This window comes from Denitraticella aggregata, from assembly GCF_048158365.1.
In the GTDB taxonomy this organism is placed as follows: Bacteria; Pseudomonadota; Gammaproteobacteria; order Burkholderiales; family Rhodocyclaceae; genus Azoarcus_F.
This window is the reverse complement of sequence record NZ_JBLLNL010000013.1, coordinates 1-15051: the sequence shown is the minus strand read 5'-3', so window position 1 is coordinate 15051 and position 15051 is coordinate 1. Positions and strand designations below refer to the sequence as shown.

Here is a 15051-nt window from a genome sequence, read left to right as displayed (position 1 = left end):
CTGCCGTAACCCATCCCCCTCCTGACCTCCCCCTTGAAGGGGGAGGGACGGGTGCTTGAACCTCGCTCACGCTTTTGTTCGAAGCTACAACAGGGAAAACATTCGATGACCACCATTGCCGTAATCGGACTGGGATACGTGGGCCTGCCGCTCGCGGTCGAGTTCGGCAAGAAGTACACGACGCTGGGTTTCGACCTGTCGGCCGACAAGGTCGCGGCCTATCGCGACTGCATCGACCCGACCGGCGAAGTGTCCAGCGAGGATCTGCGCGCCGCGACCGGCCTGCAGTGCCACACCGACCCGGCGGTGATCGCCGAGGCGGATTTCATCGTCGTCGCGGTGCCGACGCCGGTCGACGAAGCGCATCAGCCCGACCTGACACCGCTGGTGAAGGCGTCCGAGACGGTGGGTCGCAACCTCAAGCCCGGCGCGATCGTCGTGTTCGAATCCACCGTGTATCCGGGCGCGACCGAGGACGTCTGCATCCCGATCATCGAGCGCGAGTCGGGCCTGAAGTGGAAGGACGGTTTCTTCGCCGGCTATTCGCCCGAGCGGATCAACCCGGGCGACAAGGAGCGCACCGTCACCAAGATCGTGAAGGTGGTGTCCGGTGACACCCCGGCCACGCTGGACAAGGTGGCCGAGATCTACGGTTCGGTGATCACCGCCGGCGTCTATCCGGCCAGCTCGATCAAGGTCGCCGAGGCCGCCAAGGTCATCGAGAACACGCAGCGCGACCTGAACATCGCGCTGATGAACGAACTGTCGCTGATCTTCCACCGCATCGGCATCGACACGCTGGAAGTGCTGAAGGCGGCCGGCACCAAGTGGAACTTCCTGCCCTTCCGCCCAGGTCTGGTCGGCGGGCATTGCATCGGTGTCGATCCGTATTACCTGACCCACAAGGCCGAGATGCTCGGCTATCACTCCGACGTGATCCTGGCCGGGCGTCGCATCAACGACGGCATGGGCAAGTATGTGGCCGAGCAGACCGTCAAGGAGATGATCCGGTCCGGCCATTCGATCAAGGGCTGCGACGTGATCGTGCTCGGGCTGACCTTCAAGGAGGACTGCCCGGACCTGCGCAACAGCAAGGTCATCGACGTGATCCGCGAACTCGAGAGCTTCGGCTGCCGCGTGCATGTGCATGACGCGGTGGCGGCACCGGCCGAGGCCGAGCACGAATACGGCGTGAAGCTGCTCGACTGGGAGGCCCTGCCGAAGGCCTCCGCGATCGTGGCGGCGGTGTCGCACAAGAGCTATGTGGGCATGCCGCTGGAGCGCATGCTCGACCGGCTGTTGCCTTCGGGCGTGTTCGTAGACGTCAAGTCGAGCTACGACCCGGCGGCGCTGTCGGCCGCGGGTGTGCGCGTCTGGCGTCTGTGACCCAGCTCTGCTACAAATCATTCATGGACCGCGTACAGCGCACCGTCGCCGCAACCGTCGCATTACGCAGCATGAGGTCTGCGTTGCGACTGTTCGCGAGCGGCCTGTGTGCCGGGTTCTGTGTGCTTGCGTCGGCGAGCGACGGCGGCATCCGGCTCGCCGCGACGGCGCCGGTCGACAAAGCCTTTTCGAAGCAGGCCGGCGAACTGATCCGTCAGGCGCTGGCGCACGAACACGGCGAGGGGGTGCCCCGGGATCCCGAGCAGGCCGCCAGGCTGTATTGCGAAGCAGCCCGGCTCGGGCACCCGGAAGCGATGTTCTCGCTGGGCTGGATGTATACCAACGGTCGCGGGGTCGAGCGCGACGACGCGGTGGCGGGCGGGCTGTTCGGACTGGCCGCGAAGCGGGGGCATGAACACGCTCAGCGGATGCTGCGCTTCACCGGCGAGACGCAGGCGTCGCTGCCTGCGTGCCTCGCGGACAGCACATGGAATCTCGACGAACGGATTCGTCGCATGCCGCCGGAACGGCAGCGGATCGCGCGCATGGTCGTCGAACTCGCCCCCGAATACCGGATCAGTCCCAGCTTCGCGCTGGCCATCGCGATCACCGAGTCGGCGCTGAATCCGCAAGCGGTGTCGCCCAAGAACGCGATGGGGGTCATGCAGTTGATCCCGGACACCGCGGCGCGTTTCCGCGTGTCCGACATCTTCGACCCCGAGCAGAACATCCGCGGGGGGCTTTCCTATCTGCGCTGGCTGTTGGCGTATTTCGAAGGCGACATCGCGCTCGCCGCGGCCGCCTACAACGCCGGCGAGGGGGCGGTCGAGCGCTACCGTGGCGTGCCGCCGTTCGCCGAGACGCGGGCCTACGTCGATCGCATCATGCGCATCGTGCAGCGTGCCGACCATCCGTATGACCACGACGTGGTGCAGCCGAGCACGATGCTGGCCGCATTGCGCGCGACGCGCGTCGCGGAGGCCGGCTCTTGAGGCTGCTCCTGGATGCGCCCGGGCCCGAGTCGTCACGCAGACGCTTCCTCGTCGGTGCGGCCGGGCTGCTCGCGGCGGGTATCCTGCCGCGTCAGGCCGGCGCGGCGCTGGTCGATACGATTCCCAGGGTCAAACCGTCCATCGTCGCGGTCGGCACCTTCCAGCGTACCCGCAACCCGTCCTTCAAGTTTTTGGGCACCGGCTTCGTCGTCGGCAACGGTCGTCTGATCGCGACCAACGCGCACGTGCTGCCCAAGGCCCTCGCGTCGGATCAGCTCGAGACCATCGCGATCGCGGTGCCGGGCGACAACCCCGGTGCTGTGGCGGTGCGGCCGGCGACCGTGGCCGCGCGCGAGGACGGGCGCGATCTGGCGGTGCTGCGTATCGAAGGTGCCTCATTGCCGGCACTGGCCCTGTCGGACGCGACCGTGCGCGAAGGCCAGGACATTGCCTTCACCGGTTTTCCGATCGGCAATGCGCTCGGATTCACACCGGTCACGCATCGCGGCATCATCGCCGCGATCACGCCGATCGGCATCCCGCAGGCACGCGCACGCGAACTCGACCCCGCGCTGATCCGCCGCCTCGGCACCGACCCGTTCCAGATCTTCCAGCTCGACGCGACCGCCTACCCGGGCAACAGCGGCTCCCCGGTGTTCGAGCCGGGCAGCGGCCGTGTGATCGGCGTCATCAACATGGTCTTCATCAAGTCGACCAAGGAAAACGTGCTCAGCGATCCGTCCGGGATCAGCTATGCGATCCCGATCCAGTACCTGCGGGCGATGCTGGGTCGCTTGTAGATCGGCGTTGGCGTCCGGATCCGATTGTTTTGGTCCCCCGGCAGGAATGGGAGAACCGTCTTTCAGGCACGAAAAATAAAGGGGTGAGTGTCTCTTTATTTCAACATGCCCCCAGAGTTGTCCCCACGCTCCCTAGGTCACTCACTTTCCGGGTGTCTGTAGCAGTATCCGTGTAGCACGACACCCGCCGTGCTACACGGACCATCGTTCACACACCGGCGATCGCTGCCTGCAACTTCCGCCCGGCCTCCTTCGCGCTGGTCGATGTTCCAGCGAGCCCGACCTCGGACTCGGACACATCGACCTCACCCTTGGCCAGCTGCGCGCGGATCTCTTCGCGCAGGACATCGACCACCTCAGGCAAAGCCAACAGCTTCGCCGAGAACGGATCCGCCTTGGTCGTGCGCCGCAGCTCAGCCAGGCGCTGCTGCAAGTGCCGCTCGATGATGGCCGGATCGGTGACCGGCGTGCCAGTCTTCAGCGTCTTCATGCTGCCGCCTCCGCCTTGCGGGCCAGACGAGCCGTCCGCTCAGCATCAGCCTTGCGGGCAGCCTCATCGCGCACGACGTCGAGCTTCGCGGCGAAGGTGGCCACAGTCAGTGCCTCGCGAGCCGCACGCAAGCCTGCGCCAGCCTGTGCAGCGGACATGTTGCGGGTGCCCTCGCGGCGATACCAGAGGTTGCGGGCAGCGTCCAGATCGGTGGCCAGCAGCTCGAGCCGGGTGATCTCCGCACGGGCTGCGGTGGCGCTGGTCATGTCCAGATCGCCGGCGAGCAGATCGCTGTAGGCCAGCTCCGGCAGGTTCTTGGTCAGGTCCGCTGCGCGGGCGCGTGCCGACGAGATCCGCTCGTCGAGGTCGCCGGTATCCACCTGCGGGACCGTCGCTTGCGCCGCGTCGTAGGACGCCTGTGCGCGGGCGAGCTTCTCGCGGGCTGCGACGACCGCAGGCAAATCGCCGACAGCCGCGTCGGACAGGGCGCGCGCTGCCTGTCGATGTTGGCGCTCGAGATCTTCTTTCAACCAGTACATGACTTACTCCTTGCTGGGTGTTGAACGGGGCACGGCACTCGCGCGCCCGAAAACCCGGCGGGCAGCACCGGGCGGGATTGGATAAATCGTTGGATACAGCGGATGGTTCGGCAGATCGATCTGCTCGACGGTCCTCAACTTGTAGAGCCTGCGCTCCTCGGTCAATCTGCCCTTGCCGGGTACCGTGATGATCGACTCATCGACCAGACCGCGGCACGCCAGCCGGCGCAGCGCGAAGCCGAACGGTCGCCACTCGGTCTGCAGCTGCTGGGCGATGTCCAAGGTCGCCAGCCACTCGTCCGGATCACGACGCAGGACCGCGAGGGTGGCGGCCTCGACGATCTGACCGCGGGCCTGGAGGAGATCTGCCTGACTCATTGTGTTTTCCTCTTGAAAATTTCGACATAGGCGTCGTAGATCTTTGCTTCTTCACGCTCGAGCACGCGCACCGCAGCCCGCCGGTGTGCGAGCGTCTTGCTCTGGTCGGCCATGACGGCCTGAATCCGGTCGCGTTTCGCTGCGACCAGCTTGATGTAGCGGTCCGTCACCTTCGACAGGGCCAGCCGCTCGCGCTGCTCCTCGCGCACGCGGATCATCTCGGTCCGGCGGACATCGGCATCAACCAGATTCTTCGCCCGGCGGAATGACTCGATGGCCTCCCGGACCTCGGTCGCATGCTCCCAGAACCGGGAGCGGGCGCCGCGGATGTCGTTCTCGTCCTGCACGAACTTGCGGACCAGCGGCACCTCGCGCGTCTCGATGTCCGACACGGGCAGACCTTCGACGGTCAGGTTCCAGGCGAGCTGGGCGCTGTCTGTGAAGAATCGACCCGCACCGCCGGTCGCCGTGCGCCACAAGTACTTGAGTGTTTCCGGGCTGACATCGAGCCAACCCTTCTCGACCACGTTGCCACCGGTGATCGCGTTCAGCTCACGAGCTGTCGTGGCCCATGCGGTCCCTTGGGTCGCCCGCCACATCTTCTGGTTGTCCGGCTTGCTCTCGTCGAACTTGCTTTCGGGATAGATCGGCGAGCCCAGCCCGGTGCGGTTGATGAGGACCGCGCCCGGGATCTGCACGAGGGTCGGTGCCAGGAACAGGATGTTGCGCTCATCTCCATCGGGATCCGCTGCACCGCCCCAGATCGTGAATTCGCCGACCAGAGACTCGGCGATCCGTAGCGATGCGGCCGTCGGATCCCCGCCCGCTTCGATGGCCTGCAGCTGCCGGCCGAGCGTGACGAAGAAGCCATAGCCGTACGGGATCGGGATCCGGGCCCAGCCGTCGCCCTTCCATATATGCAGGAACCGCTCGTGTGCGAATGGCCCGACCTTCTCCCACTCGTCCTCGGGACCGCCACCCATCGAGGCCGCGATCCAGTATCCGAGCCCGATCATGCCGCCGACCAGTGCCTGCGCCTGGTGGCGGTGCTTGGCCTGGAAGAGCGCGTGTGCGATGGATGCGGTGCCCTGCACGGCCGGGTTGAAGAACAGATAGAGGGCACTGGCGATCTGGCCGACCTCGCCTTTGCGGTTGAAATTGACCGTCGAGTTCTTGGCCAGCGCCGCTGCTTGCGCGCGAGTCTTGCCACCCTCGACCGCAGCCCGATAGACCGCCAGTCGCATGGCGTTCTCGCCCGCCTGGTTGAGCTTCTCGATCCAGCCGACCGCGGCATCGAGCGCGATCTGTCCGGCCACCCGCGCGGCCTTGGTCGGCCCGCCGGAGCGATAGCCTTCGAGCACGCCGGCGTACTTGCCGAACGCGACATCGATGTCCTTGCCGATGCGCTCCAGATCCGACAGGTAGGCTGCACCGGTCGTCCCGCCGTCCGCCCGATAGGCTGCGATCGAGTTCGATGCGTTGCCGGTCCAGGCATACCGGAGCAGCTCGGCGAATGACTTCGGATACCGGGCGAGCGCGCGCGCGGCGAACGCTGCGCCTTCCTCTCCGGTGATGTTCGCGAGGCCGGTCGAGAGATCCCGCACGACGTTCACGCCCAGGAACTCGGGGTTGTAGCCGGTATAGGCCTTGCTCAACCAGGTGTTGATCCCGCGCGCGATCCGGAACACGACGTTCATGTGCTCGGCGCCCATGTTGTTCCAGGCCCGGGCCAGCAGCTCATCCTTGAACTGAACGCGGATCGCGTGGCCATTCACATAGACCTGTGTTTCCGACGGATCCAGCACCGGTGTGGGCATCAGCACGACGTCCAGGTCGTGGCTCGTGCGGATCTTGAAGTCCCCCGGCGCGCGGTTCTGCTGACCGACCCACCGCTGTGCATCGGCCAGGTTGCGGAACGTCTCGACCGTGGATCCGCGGTACTCGACCACGTAGCTTTTCTGATCGCGCAGCACCTGACGCCTGACCGGCTGTCCGATGGTGATCAGGTCCGGATCCCCGGCTTCGATCGCCAGCTTGAGCAGATGCTGCCCGACCCGGTTCTTTTCGGACTGCAGGATCGCGCGCTCATGCGACTGCAGGATGTTCTCGATGATCCACTCGCCCTCGGTGCGGGTGCCGTGGCCCAGCGCACGTTTCTGCTTTTCCTTGACCGTCAGGCCTTTGCCTGTGCCCTGCACCGATGCGTCGGTGTCCGGTCCGCCTCTGAGCGGGACGTAGTGCTGGTACGCACCGGTCCAGGCATCACTCATCTCCTGAGTGATCAGCCCGGCACGCAGCAGGATCGCGCGGGTGTCATCGGTGATCGCGCGCAGCTCATTGGCCAGCTGGGCGAGCTCCGGCTTCTTGCGGTACTCGAGGAGCTTGGCGGCGGCCTCGGCATCGGTCATCCCGGATCCGCCGTCAGGCATGTCCGAGTTGATCTTCGCGATCTGGCGGTTCCTCTCGATGGCATGCTGTGCGTGCAGGAAGTCGGCCACCTCGGCCAGGTTCAACCCGGCGTCGCGGATCTTCTGCACGATCGGCCTCACCCGCTTCTCGCGGAAATCCTCCATGCGGGTCGCGGTCCGGCCATGCATGCGTTCCTCGGCCCGATAGACATTCGCGCCTTCGGTGAGCTTCACGCCCTGCGACTTGAGCCAGTCCTGGATCACGGTGAATCGGTTGAACTTGTCTTGCCACACTCGCTGGAACGCCCGGGCCTTTGTCTCGGCTGGGGGTGGCTGCTTGTAGGGGCTGGCCTGCTCGCGGACCTGAGCCGCGCGACGGGTTGCCCGGTCCAGAAAATCGCCGGGCCAGCGGGCGCCGATACGCTCGTGCAGCGAGCTCCCATCGGGCGACACGACATCGATCACGATGCCGGCGGTCAGCATATGGGTGAGCGACTCGAGCGGCACACCGTCGGGCAGCACGACGAACCGATGGCCGCCTGCACCTGTCGCGCGGGCTGCGCGGCGCATCAAGGCCTTCGCCCGGACGACACCGGCGCGGCTTGCGTCCTGGAGCAGGGCCATCGGTGCATCCATGATCAGATGAACCTTGCCATCCCGCCGGGTCAGGATCAGCGTGGCGTGCCCGTCAGGTGTCTGCAGCGCCTTGGCCATCATGGTCACATCGACCGGGCGGGCGATCTTCAGGCCGAGCAGGCGGTGCGGGGTGGTCGGCTTGCTGTTGAAATCGATGCTGTCGAGTTCGGGCGCCTGGATCACGTCGAAGCTGCCGTCCTTGGCAATGACCGCGTATTCGTTGCGGTCGATCACGACGTGGCCCGCGAATCCATGTGCGTTGTCCGCGATGGCGCGGGTCAGGTTGAGGTCTGAATCGCTGGGCTTCGCGGTGCCGGACGGGTGGTTGTGCAACACGTAGTACTTGCTCGCGCCGAACTTGGTGCGGTCGCGGTCGATCCAGGCCTCGATGTCGTTCGGTAGATGGACCGCAGCCGGGAGGCGTGAGCTGTAGCCCGCCTCACCGACGACCCGGTTGTCTGCGTCCAGGTAGATCGCGCGGAACGTTTCGAAGCGCGGATCCCGGAACACCTGCGCCAGGGTCGCCAGATCGGCCGGACTCTCGATCACCTGGCCGACGAGGGTGGTGCCTCCGCGCTCGGTGAAGTCGGCGTAGAGCGCGTTACCCAGTACGGAGACGGATCCTCCGCCAGACCGGCGGTTGATCGAATCCACAAGTGCGTCCAGAGCGCGACGTCCAGTTGTGCGCTGTGCCTCGGTGGTGCCCGGTCGGGTTTCGATGCTGTCATAGACTGTCTCCACTTTGGGCAGCTGCTTGAACGCGGCTGTCTTGCTCACCCGCTTGGCGAACTCGGTCAAGTTGTCCGGCGTGTTCAGGATCCGGTAGTTGCCGGTCGCCGATTTGAAATTCACGTAGCCGATCCGCTCGCGCAGCTCCGGCAGGATCGTGTCCTCGAGCACGTCGGCGCGGGCGGTGAGCTGCTTGGCCTCGGCCTGCTTGGTCTTCTTCAACCCAGCGCGGCGCCGAGCGTCTTGTGCCTCGGCCAGCAGTGCGCTGTATTCAGCCACCAGCTCGGCCGGTGCGGTGCGCGTGCGGGCCTGCTCGATCTCGGCCAGCAGTGCGGTCCGGCCATCGCTGCGGGTGCGTGCGGGTCGGGCTGCGGGTGCCGGCGCCTGGCGATCGAAGCGGGGGGCGGGTGCAGCCTCGTTGGTCGGCTCCACAAGCCCGATCGCGGAGAGATCCAGCACGAACACCTCGCCGGATTCGCCGACCTCCGACATATCGATGGCCCGGATGTCGTTGTCGCGCGCGAACTGGACGACCTGCGCCTCGGTCAGGTTGCTGTAGTCGGTGTCGTAGTGCAGAGCCGCGCGAGCCTGGAACTCACGCAACGTGTAGAGCACCGGCGCCTGTACGAAGGCCTCGATGATGTGCGGCTGTTGTCCGGATGGCGGCCGTTCGGTGTTGTTCGCGTGACGGGCGGCCACCTCGCGGTCGGGCGTGAAGGCGATGCCACGCAACCCGCCGGTTTCGTCGTGGTAGGTCGGGACCAGTGCGGCAGTGGATCCGAACCGGGTGCCGTGATACAGGCGCATCGGGTTACCGTCGTCATCGACGGCCTGCGATCCCTCGAACCACTTGGCGAAGGCCTCCGGATCGGCCGGTGCGCGGGTCGGCGCCCGCTCACGTCGCGCGTCGATCTTCGCCTGCAGCCGAGTCTGTGCGGCTGCGACCTCTTCGCCGGGGCTGGGCAGACCGACAGCATCGCCTGACTCGCGGCGTGCGGCAGCGATGGCCTCGATCTGGTCCATCCGGGCGACGACCTGGTCGCGACGGGTGTCGATCTCGACCGGGTTGATCTGCGCCGTGGGTGCGATGCCCAGCTGCTCGATCGCGGCGAGCACGTTCCGCGGCGCCAGGAACCCGTGCAGCCGATCGCCGAACTCGCGCGCCCGGATCGTCGTCGCCTCATCGATGATCAGCTTCGCGGCGCTCGGTGCGATGCCGCTGTTGATCAGTGCGCTCCGGAGCTCGTTGCGTTGCCTGCGGACCGTGTGGGCGTCGGTCGGCCGGTCGGCGAACGCATCGGCGACGTTGGCCATCGCGGCCTGTGCCTGCTCGAACTGGGCTGGGGTCAGCGTTGCGGGTGGCGGGGGCGGTGTGACCGGCTCGGCCTCGATGCCGGCCGGTGTTGCGGTGCTCGGGATCAAGCCCCAGCCGCCTTCGACCTCGACCGGGATCATGTCCAGGCCGCGCTGCTTCGCACTGATCGCTGCCGCGCGTTCAGTGCGGAACGGTCCGCGTGCGCCGAGCAGCGGTTCGGCCCATTGCTCGGTTTCGAACATCGCGATCGGGTCGGGCTGCGTTTGTTGGGTCGGCTCGATGTCCGCCTGTACTTGTTCGATGTTCGCCTGCACCTGCTGGACCGGCACCAGCCCCCAACCGTTTTCGACCGGGATCGGGACCGCATCAAGCCCGCGCTGCTTCGCGCTGATCGCAGCCAGGCGCTCGGATCTGAACGGCTGACCGGTGGCCGAAACGATCGGGCGGGTTGCTGCGAAGGCCTGGTCGAGCAGCTGCGCGGTGTCCAGTGCGCCGGCTTCGGCTTCAGCCTGCTGACCTTCGGGGCTGCGGAGCCACGTCTCGACCATCGCGCGGTTCTCGAGATCGACGACGACGGCTTCGATCGGATCGCCAGTCGCGGCTGCTGCGGCGTCACGTTCGCGGCGGATCTGGTCCAGCTCGGGCGGGATGGCTGGTGCAGCGGGGCGGGGCAGGGTAGCCGGTTGGCCTTGTTCGGGTGAGAGTGCGGCGCGCGCGGCCTGGTCGATGTCGCGTGGATCCCAGCGGGTGGCGTCGATCTGATCGGCCAGCGTCGGCTCCGGGCGCTCGTCTGCAGTGCGGGCGGACATTGCGCCGACCGCTGCACCGATCGGTCCGGCGGCTGCGGCCTCGAGCGTTGCCTGGTTCGCGAGCTGGCGCCAGTCGTAGCTGTCGCGCCCGCCTTCGATGATCTCGCCTGTCTGGGTGCCCAGCGCCTCGGATCCGCCTTCACCGAACTCCTGCGCGATCTCCCGGCCTGCGACACCGCCGATCGTGCGCAACGGGTTGCGCGCTGCCGCCTCGCCGCCGCGCGCGATGGTGCCCTCTGCACCGCCCTTGGTGATGCCGCCCACTGCCCGGGTGCCAGCGCCTGCAATCAGCGCGGCGGTGTATTTGGCGAGCTGCCCGCCTTCGGTTTCGTCGTACGCCGCGCCTGCATTGACCGCGGCGTTGGTCCAGATCGCACCCTCAGTGGCCGCGCGCTGCTGGATACGCGCCAGTGCCCGGGGTGAGAGGCGATCGGCGTAGCGGGCCGCCTGTGCCTTGCCGATGGCTGAGCCTGCGCCACCGATCAGGAACACGGAACCCGCGGACGGGATCGCCACATCCGCCAGGAGCTGGGGGTTCTGGACAAGCAGCTGCACGATCTGGTCGGGTGTTCCGGTCCGGACCACCTCGGCCAGGCGTGCAGCCTGACCCTGCATCTCGCCAGACTGCATGCTGCCGATGTCGTCGATCACTTCAGCCAGTGCATCGGATCCGATCTCCGCGGCGCGACCGATCAACGGGATCAGCTGCGCGGTGTCGAGTGCCATCTTGCCGGTGGTCGGTGCAACCTTCGCAATGCTGCCGGCCAGATCGACGGCACCACGGACAATGGTCCTGGCCTGTTCTTCGCCGGTCTGCTCTGCGGCCATGCGGGCCAGCCGATCGGCCAGCGGCTCAGGGCGCTCATCGATTGTTGCTGGTAGGCGGACATCGCCGCCGGTGGCCATCGACTCAGCGGTGTCTGGTGTGGCACCCGCTGCTCGCGCGCGGTCGACAAGCGCCTCGCGCCGGGTATCGAGGGGTGTGCTGTGTGCTGCCTGGTCCAGCTTCTGATAACCGCCGTCGATCTCGCGGGCCACCTGACCCGCCCAGTCCTGGCGCGCGAGGAGTTCAGCGCGGCGCTCGGGTTGGCGATCGTAGAGCTGCTGGATCAGGTTGCGCGCGGCCGGCGTGACCGGGGGTCCAGAGCGCGGCTGCTCAGGCAGATCAGCCATGACGCTGTCCGGCTTCTTGTCGAAGCGCGGGATCAGCTGGATGGGCTTGTCGGCGAGCGGCTGGGGGGCGAGGGTGCTGTCGTCGCGATTGGTCTGGTCCTGCAGCGCCTGGCGCGCCTCACCGACCGCGTTGATCGTTCGGCGCACGAACCCGGGCTTGTCTTCCGCCGGTGCCGGCTCCGGCTGCCAGTTCGAGAACTGGTCCCAGGCTGCGCGACGACGGCCGACCTCCGGGATCCGCGGCGCGACCACCTGATCGAAGTACTGGCGGCGGGCTGCGGTCTGCTGCTCGGGTGCCAGCTGTTGGAAGCCCGGGTCGGCCTGGACCTCGACCCAGGGGCGCGGCTGGCGGGGCTTCGGCTGTTCGGTGGTCGGTGTCATGTCGGTCCTTACTGCCAGAAACTCGAGTAGTCTTCGCCTGCTCCGGAGAACAGCTCGTCCATCGCCTCAGCCGGGCTCTTCCCAGCCTGGCGCAGCTGGTTGTAATCCCTGAGCAGCTCGCGATGCCGGACCGGGTCGTCTTCCTGCGTGTCCGGATCCTGCGCCACGGCCTTGATCTGGGCCTTCACGTCGGCATCGGTGATCGCGTTGGTGCTCTCCGGGTTCCGTCGTGCCTCGGCAGACGCCCGGCTGGACTCCGCGCTGGCATACCTCTGGGCGATCAGGGCGTTGCTCTCGCGGCCTTTGCGCTGGGCGTCTGCCTGTGCTGCAGCGCGCTCCTCTTTGCGCTGCATGTAGGTGAGCGCATCCGCCGGATTGGCGTAGGCTGCGGCCAGCTCGACGGCCTGCAGCGGACTGGTGATCGTCTCGCGGCCGATCTCTCGACCGTCGGGTCCGATGGCTGCGAAGGTCACTCCATCGCGGCCCTGCGATACGACCTCGTAGCGGTTCGCATCGCCGTAGCCGGTCGAGAGCGTCTCGGCGAGGCCTGTCCAGTTGCCCTGCATCGCGAGGCGGCCCACGTCGTGGAGGAGCACATCGCGCGCTTTGGCCATCGCCGCTTGTTGGGCTGCTTGGCCTCGTGCTGGATCCAGCGACATCAGACCGGCGGATGCCTGTCTGCCGACGTTGGCCGGCGCATAGGCCTGCTGATAGGCGGCGACGGCCCGCTGCGTCTCTTCGGGGCTTGCGTTGTTGCGGGCCAGCTCCTGGCGCACTGCAGGCAGACCGCCGGCAGCCTCGTACTGGCTGACTGAGCCGATGGCGTTCGCGAACTGCTGGTTGCCTGCTCGCATGGCCACGCGATCGGCTCGGTCCTCTTCCGCGTTGGCGAGCTGCATGTCGGTCAGCCGATCGCGGCGCGCGGATTGGCGCATGGCCAGGCCGCCTTCGACGTCACCGTGCTTCATGCGGATGTCGGTCAGCGCGTTCATGCGGGCGCGGTCCAGATCCTCGGCGGACAGCTTGCCGTCGTACGACTGACCGAGGAAGCGGGTCTGGACCTGCTCGGGCTTGGCCTGCTGCACGTCCCTGCGCGGACCGCCGGGTGCGGACAGGTCATAGCCTTCGACCTTGGCGGCTTCGATCTCTTCGGGCTTTTCCTTCATGACCCGGGCGGACTTCACGTCACGCACGATCTGGCCGGTCACGTCGTACCCTGCTCGGAATCCATGGAGCATTTCGAGTGCTCCGCCTCGGTTGCGTCTGGACATCAGATTGCTCCGTGAATTTGTTGGTGGTTGGTTGTGCGTGCAGCCTCGCGGCGCTGCTGGGTCTTGCGCACATGCCCGATGTCGTCCGCTGCTCGTGTTGCGTCGGCGGCTGCGACCAATGCGGCACTCTCGTCAGAATCGAGGAGGCGCGGGGAGTTGTCCGGCAGCCACTCGCTCCACGAGTCGCACCAGGCGATATAGATGCGGAACCGGTCGGTCGGCTTGAACTCGGTTGGGTTCCAGGTTCCTTGCGGACGGCCGGTACGCGGATGGCTGTAGAAAACCGTGCGCTGCCGGCTTGAATACCGGTGTTCGATGCGGCCGGTTCGGGTGTCCTCGACGATGCAGCGCATGCCGGCGTATTGGATTGATTTGGATTTCATGATTGAGTCCTTTTGAGCGTTTGTGCCTCCGTAGGCAACCCGACAATGCCAAATTTTTTCGATAGGGGTATCCTTTTCACTCGTCTGGCATAAATTATTTGCACGGAGACGACACCCACCTTTTTGCCTGTCGGGTAAGCTGGACGTCGGGCGTCTTTCCGCAGGAAAGGTTCTAGCGCCCCAGAAGCCCTCTCGGTCGTCGCGCCCTGAGGGCTTCGCCGTTTACGGCCGCTATTGATGGGCGTTTGTGTGGGTAGCGCAGCCGGGCGATCACGATGGCCAGCGCTCGTGTGCTGGTTCGGCGGATCACGACTCCGCCAGACAAGAAAAAACCCGGCTCGCTGGCCGGGTGTGTGGGGTGCGGTCTGTCAGCCTCTCAGGCGGCGCCGGATGTCGTCGGCTGCCCGATGTATTGCCTTGATCTGATCGGCCGGCAGCGGCTGATCTGGCCGGTTCTGCGCGGCTCGTAGCGCAGCCTGCGCGCGACCGGTTCGGATGATGTCCGCGGGCAGATGATCGGTGTCGTCGGCGAGCGCCTCGAGCATGCGGTCACCTCGGAGGATCGATCCGTTGTGGCTGATGGCCTGGCTGATCAGGTGGTCGAGATCAGTGGTCGCGTTCATGTGTCTGCTCCTGTCGATGGGTGGAGCAGACAGCTTGCCAGCCGGATCGCCTGTTCGTAAGTGCGCGAAACTCGCGTTCGGCGGGAAGGGTTAGCCGGCCTCGCCTTTCGGCAAAACTTTGATCACGGTCGGCGGGGTCGGCCTGGCCAGCGCCTCGTCCTCGCGCAACGCTCCGACGCGCCGGGCGATCTCTTCCAGCGTGCCCCAGGCCTGGACCCAGTCCCCGACCAAAACGCCGTACTCGGGCTTGCGGCCGGACCGACGGGTTACGACCAGCGTCTGGCCAGCCCGCTGGAGACGGAATCCGACACGGGATTCGAGGGTCGCGCGCTTGACGAATCGCATGATTGAGCTCCGGTGTTGGCGATGGCGGAAGGGTAGCGCAGGCGGCGCCTCGGGGGCATCCTTGATCGCGGCGCGTTGATTGGTGGAAATCCAACAATCGAGGCCTGAACTTATGCGCGCGTGCGTAATGGTGCTGTTCGGACTATCTGGCGATGGTCTGGGTCGGTTGGTGCGCCCGGTTGTTGTTCCCGATGGTCTGTTTGTCTTTTTTGGCGGCTCTGTGGAGTTCCGCAAAAACTCCACAGCGGTGTGGAGTTTTGCGGAACACGAAGACGGCCCTGAAACCTGCGCCGTTACTGGCTTTCTTTCTTTTTCTGTGGAGTTTGTGGAGTTTGTGGAGCAAAAAATAGAAAAAAAAGACCCCCCCCTCTTGTTGTCCAGTGCTACACCGGG

The 15051-nt window shown here is 66.3% G+C and carries 12 protein-coding genes; 4 read left to right on the top strand and 8 right to left on the bottom strand.

Features of this window, described 5'->3' with window-relative positions; genetic code table 11:
• Positions 1 to 105 precede the first annotated feature (105 nt).
• From ACKVEX_RS14185 to ACKVEX_RS14175, 3 genes are all read left to right on the top strand, one after another.
• Positions 106 to 1386: a nucleotide sugar dehydrogenase gene (locus tag ACKVEX_RS14185; RefSeq protein ID WP_473216391.1), complete on the top strand. Its 1281-nt coding sequence runs from the start codon at positions 106 to 108 to the stop codon at positions 1384 to 1386.
• A 71-nt stretch (positions 1387 to 1457) separates the two neighbouring features.
• On the top strand, positions 1458 to 2378 hold the full coding sequence (locus tag ACKVEX_RS14180) for a transglycosylase SLT domain-containing protein (RefSeq protein WP_473216390.1): 921 nt from the start codon (positions 1458 to 1460) through the stop codon (positions 2376 to 2378).
• A complete protein-coding gene (locus ACKVEX_RS14175) occupies positions 2375 to 3178 on the top strand; it encodes a S1 family peptidase (RefSeq protein WP_473216389.1) in 804 nt (267 codons plus the stop codon). Before ACKVEX_RS14180 ends, ACKVEX_RS14175 begins: the two co-directional genes overlap by 4 nt.
• A 208-nt stretch (positions 3179 to 3386) precedes the next feature.
• Here the strand turns inward: ACKVEX_RS14175 and ACKVEX_RS14170 are convergent, their stop codons facing one another.
• From ACKVEX_RS14170 to ACKVEX_RS14135, 8 genes are all read right to left on the bottom strand, one after another.
• Positions 3387 to 3668, bottom strand: coding sequence for a hypothetical protein (locus tag ACKVEX_RS14170; protein ID WP_473216388.1), 282 nt, complete (start codon positions 3666 to 3668; stop codon positions 3387 to 3389).
• Positions 3665 to 4207: a hypothetical protein gene (locus tag ACKVEX_RS14165; protein WP_473216387.1), complete on the bottom strand. Its 543-nt coding sequence runs from the start codon at positions 4205 to 4207 to the stop codon at positions 3665 to 3667. Before ACKVEX_RS14165 ends, ACKVEX_RS14170 begins: the two co-directional genes overlap by 4 nt.
• Before the next feature lie 3 nt (positions 4208 to 4210).
• Complete coding sequence (locus tag ACKVEX_RS14160; RefSeq protein WP_473216386.1) at positions 4211 to 4585, bottom strand: hypothetical protein; 375 nt, start codon at positions 4583 to 4585, stop codon at positions 4211 to 4213.
• Positions 4582 to 12036 carry an LPD38 domain-containing protein gene (locus ACKVEX_RS14155; RefSeq protein WP_473216385.1) on the bottom strand — a complete coding sequence of 2485 codons (7455 nt, stop codon included), beginning with the start codon at positions 12034 to 12036 and terminating at the stop codon, positions 4582 to 4584. Before ACKVEX_RS14155 ends, ACKVEX_RS14160 begins: the two co-directional genes overlap by 4 nt.
• 8 nt (positions 12037 to 12044) lie before the next feature.
• Positions 12045 to 13244 carry a hypothetical protein gene (locus tag ACKVEX_RS14150; protein ID WP_473216384.1) on the bottom strand — a complete coding sequence of 400 codons (1200 nt, stop codon included), beginning with the start codon at positions 13242 to 13244 and terminating at the stop codon, positions 12045 to 12047.
• Between the two features lie 62 nt (positions 13245 to 13306).
• A complete protein-coding gene (locus ACKVEX_RS14145; protein WP_473216383.1) occupies positions 13307 to 13690 on the bottom strand; it encodes a hypothetical protein in 384 nt (127 codons plus the stop codon).
• Between the two features lie 368 nt (positions 13691 to 14058).
• Positions 14059 to 14313 carry a hypothetical protein gene (locus ACKVEX_RS14140; RefSeq protein ID WP_473216382.1) on the bottom strand — a complete coding sequence of 85 codons (255 nt, stop codon included), beginning with the start codon at positions 14311 to 14313 and terminating at the stop codon, positions 14059 to 14061.
• Between the two features lie 90 nt (positions 14314 to 14403).
• Positions 14404 to 14658 carry a hypothetical protein gene (locus ACKVEX_RS14135; RefSeq protein ID WP_473216381.1) on the bottom strand — a complete coding sequence of 85 codons (255 nt, stop codon included), beginning with the start codon at positions 14656 to 14658 and terminating at the stop codon, positions 14404 to 14406.
• A gap of 82 nt (positions 14659 to 14740) precedes the next feature.
• On the opposite strand from ACKVEX_RS14135, the gene ACKVEX_RS14130 reads away from it, so the two are divergent.
• Positions 14741 to 15051 (top strand): hypothetical protein (locus tag ACKVEX_RS14130; protein WP_473216380.1); only part of this gene is annotated, 311 nt, incomplete at its 3' end.

Bases quoted from the DNA above. Each gene is read 5' to 3' on its own strand.
- ACKVEX_RS14160 (WP_473216386.1), bottom strand. From the start codon at position 4,585: ATGAGTCAGGCAGATCTCCTCCAGGCCCGCGGTCAGATCGTCGAGGCC.
- ACKVEX_RS14170 (WP_473216388.1), bottom strand. From the start codon at position 3,668: ATGAAGACGCTGAAGACTGGCACGCCGGTCACCGATCCGGCCATCATC.
- ACKVEX_RS14135 (WP_473216381.1), bottom strand. From the start codon at position 14,658: ATGCGATTCGTCAAGCGCGCGACCCTCGAATCCCGTGTCGGATTCCGT.
- ACKVEX_RS14155 (WP_473216385.1), bottom strand. From the start codon at position 12,036: ATGACACCGACCACCGAACAGCCGAAGCCCCGCCAGCCGCGCCCCTGG.
- ACKVEX_RS14165 (WP_473216387.1), bottom strand. From the start codon at position 4,207: ATGTACTGGTTGAAAGAAGATCTCGAGCGCCAACATCGACAGGCAGCG.
- ACKVEX_RS14145 (WP_473216383.1), bottom strand. From the start codon at position 13,690: ATGAAATCCAAATCAATCCAATACGCCGGCATGCGCTGCATCGTCGAG.
- ACKVEX_RS14140 (WP_473216382.1), bottom strand. From the start codon at position 14,313: ATGAACGCGACCACTGATCTCGACCACCTGATCAGCCAGGCCATCAGC.
- ACKVEX_RS14180 (WP_473216390.1), top strand. From the start codon at position 1,458: ATGAGGTCTGCGTTGCGACTGTTCGCGAGCGGCCTGTGTGCCGGGTTC.
- ACKVEX_RS14185 (WP_473216391.1), top strand. From the start codon at position 106: ATGACCACCATTGCCGTAATCGGACTGGGATACGTGGGCCTGCCGCTC.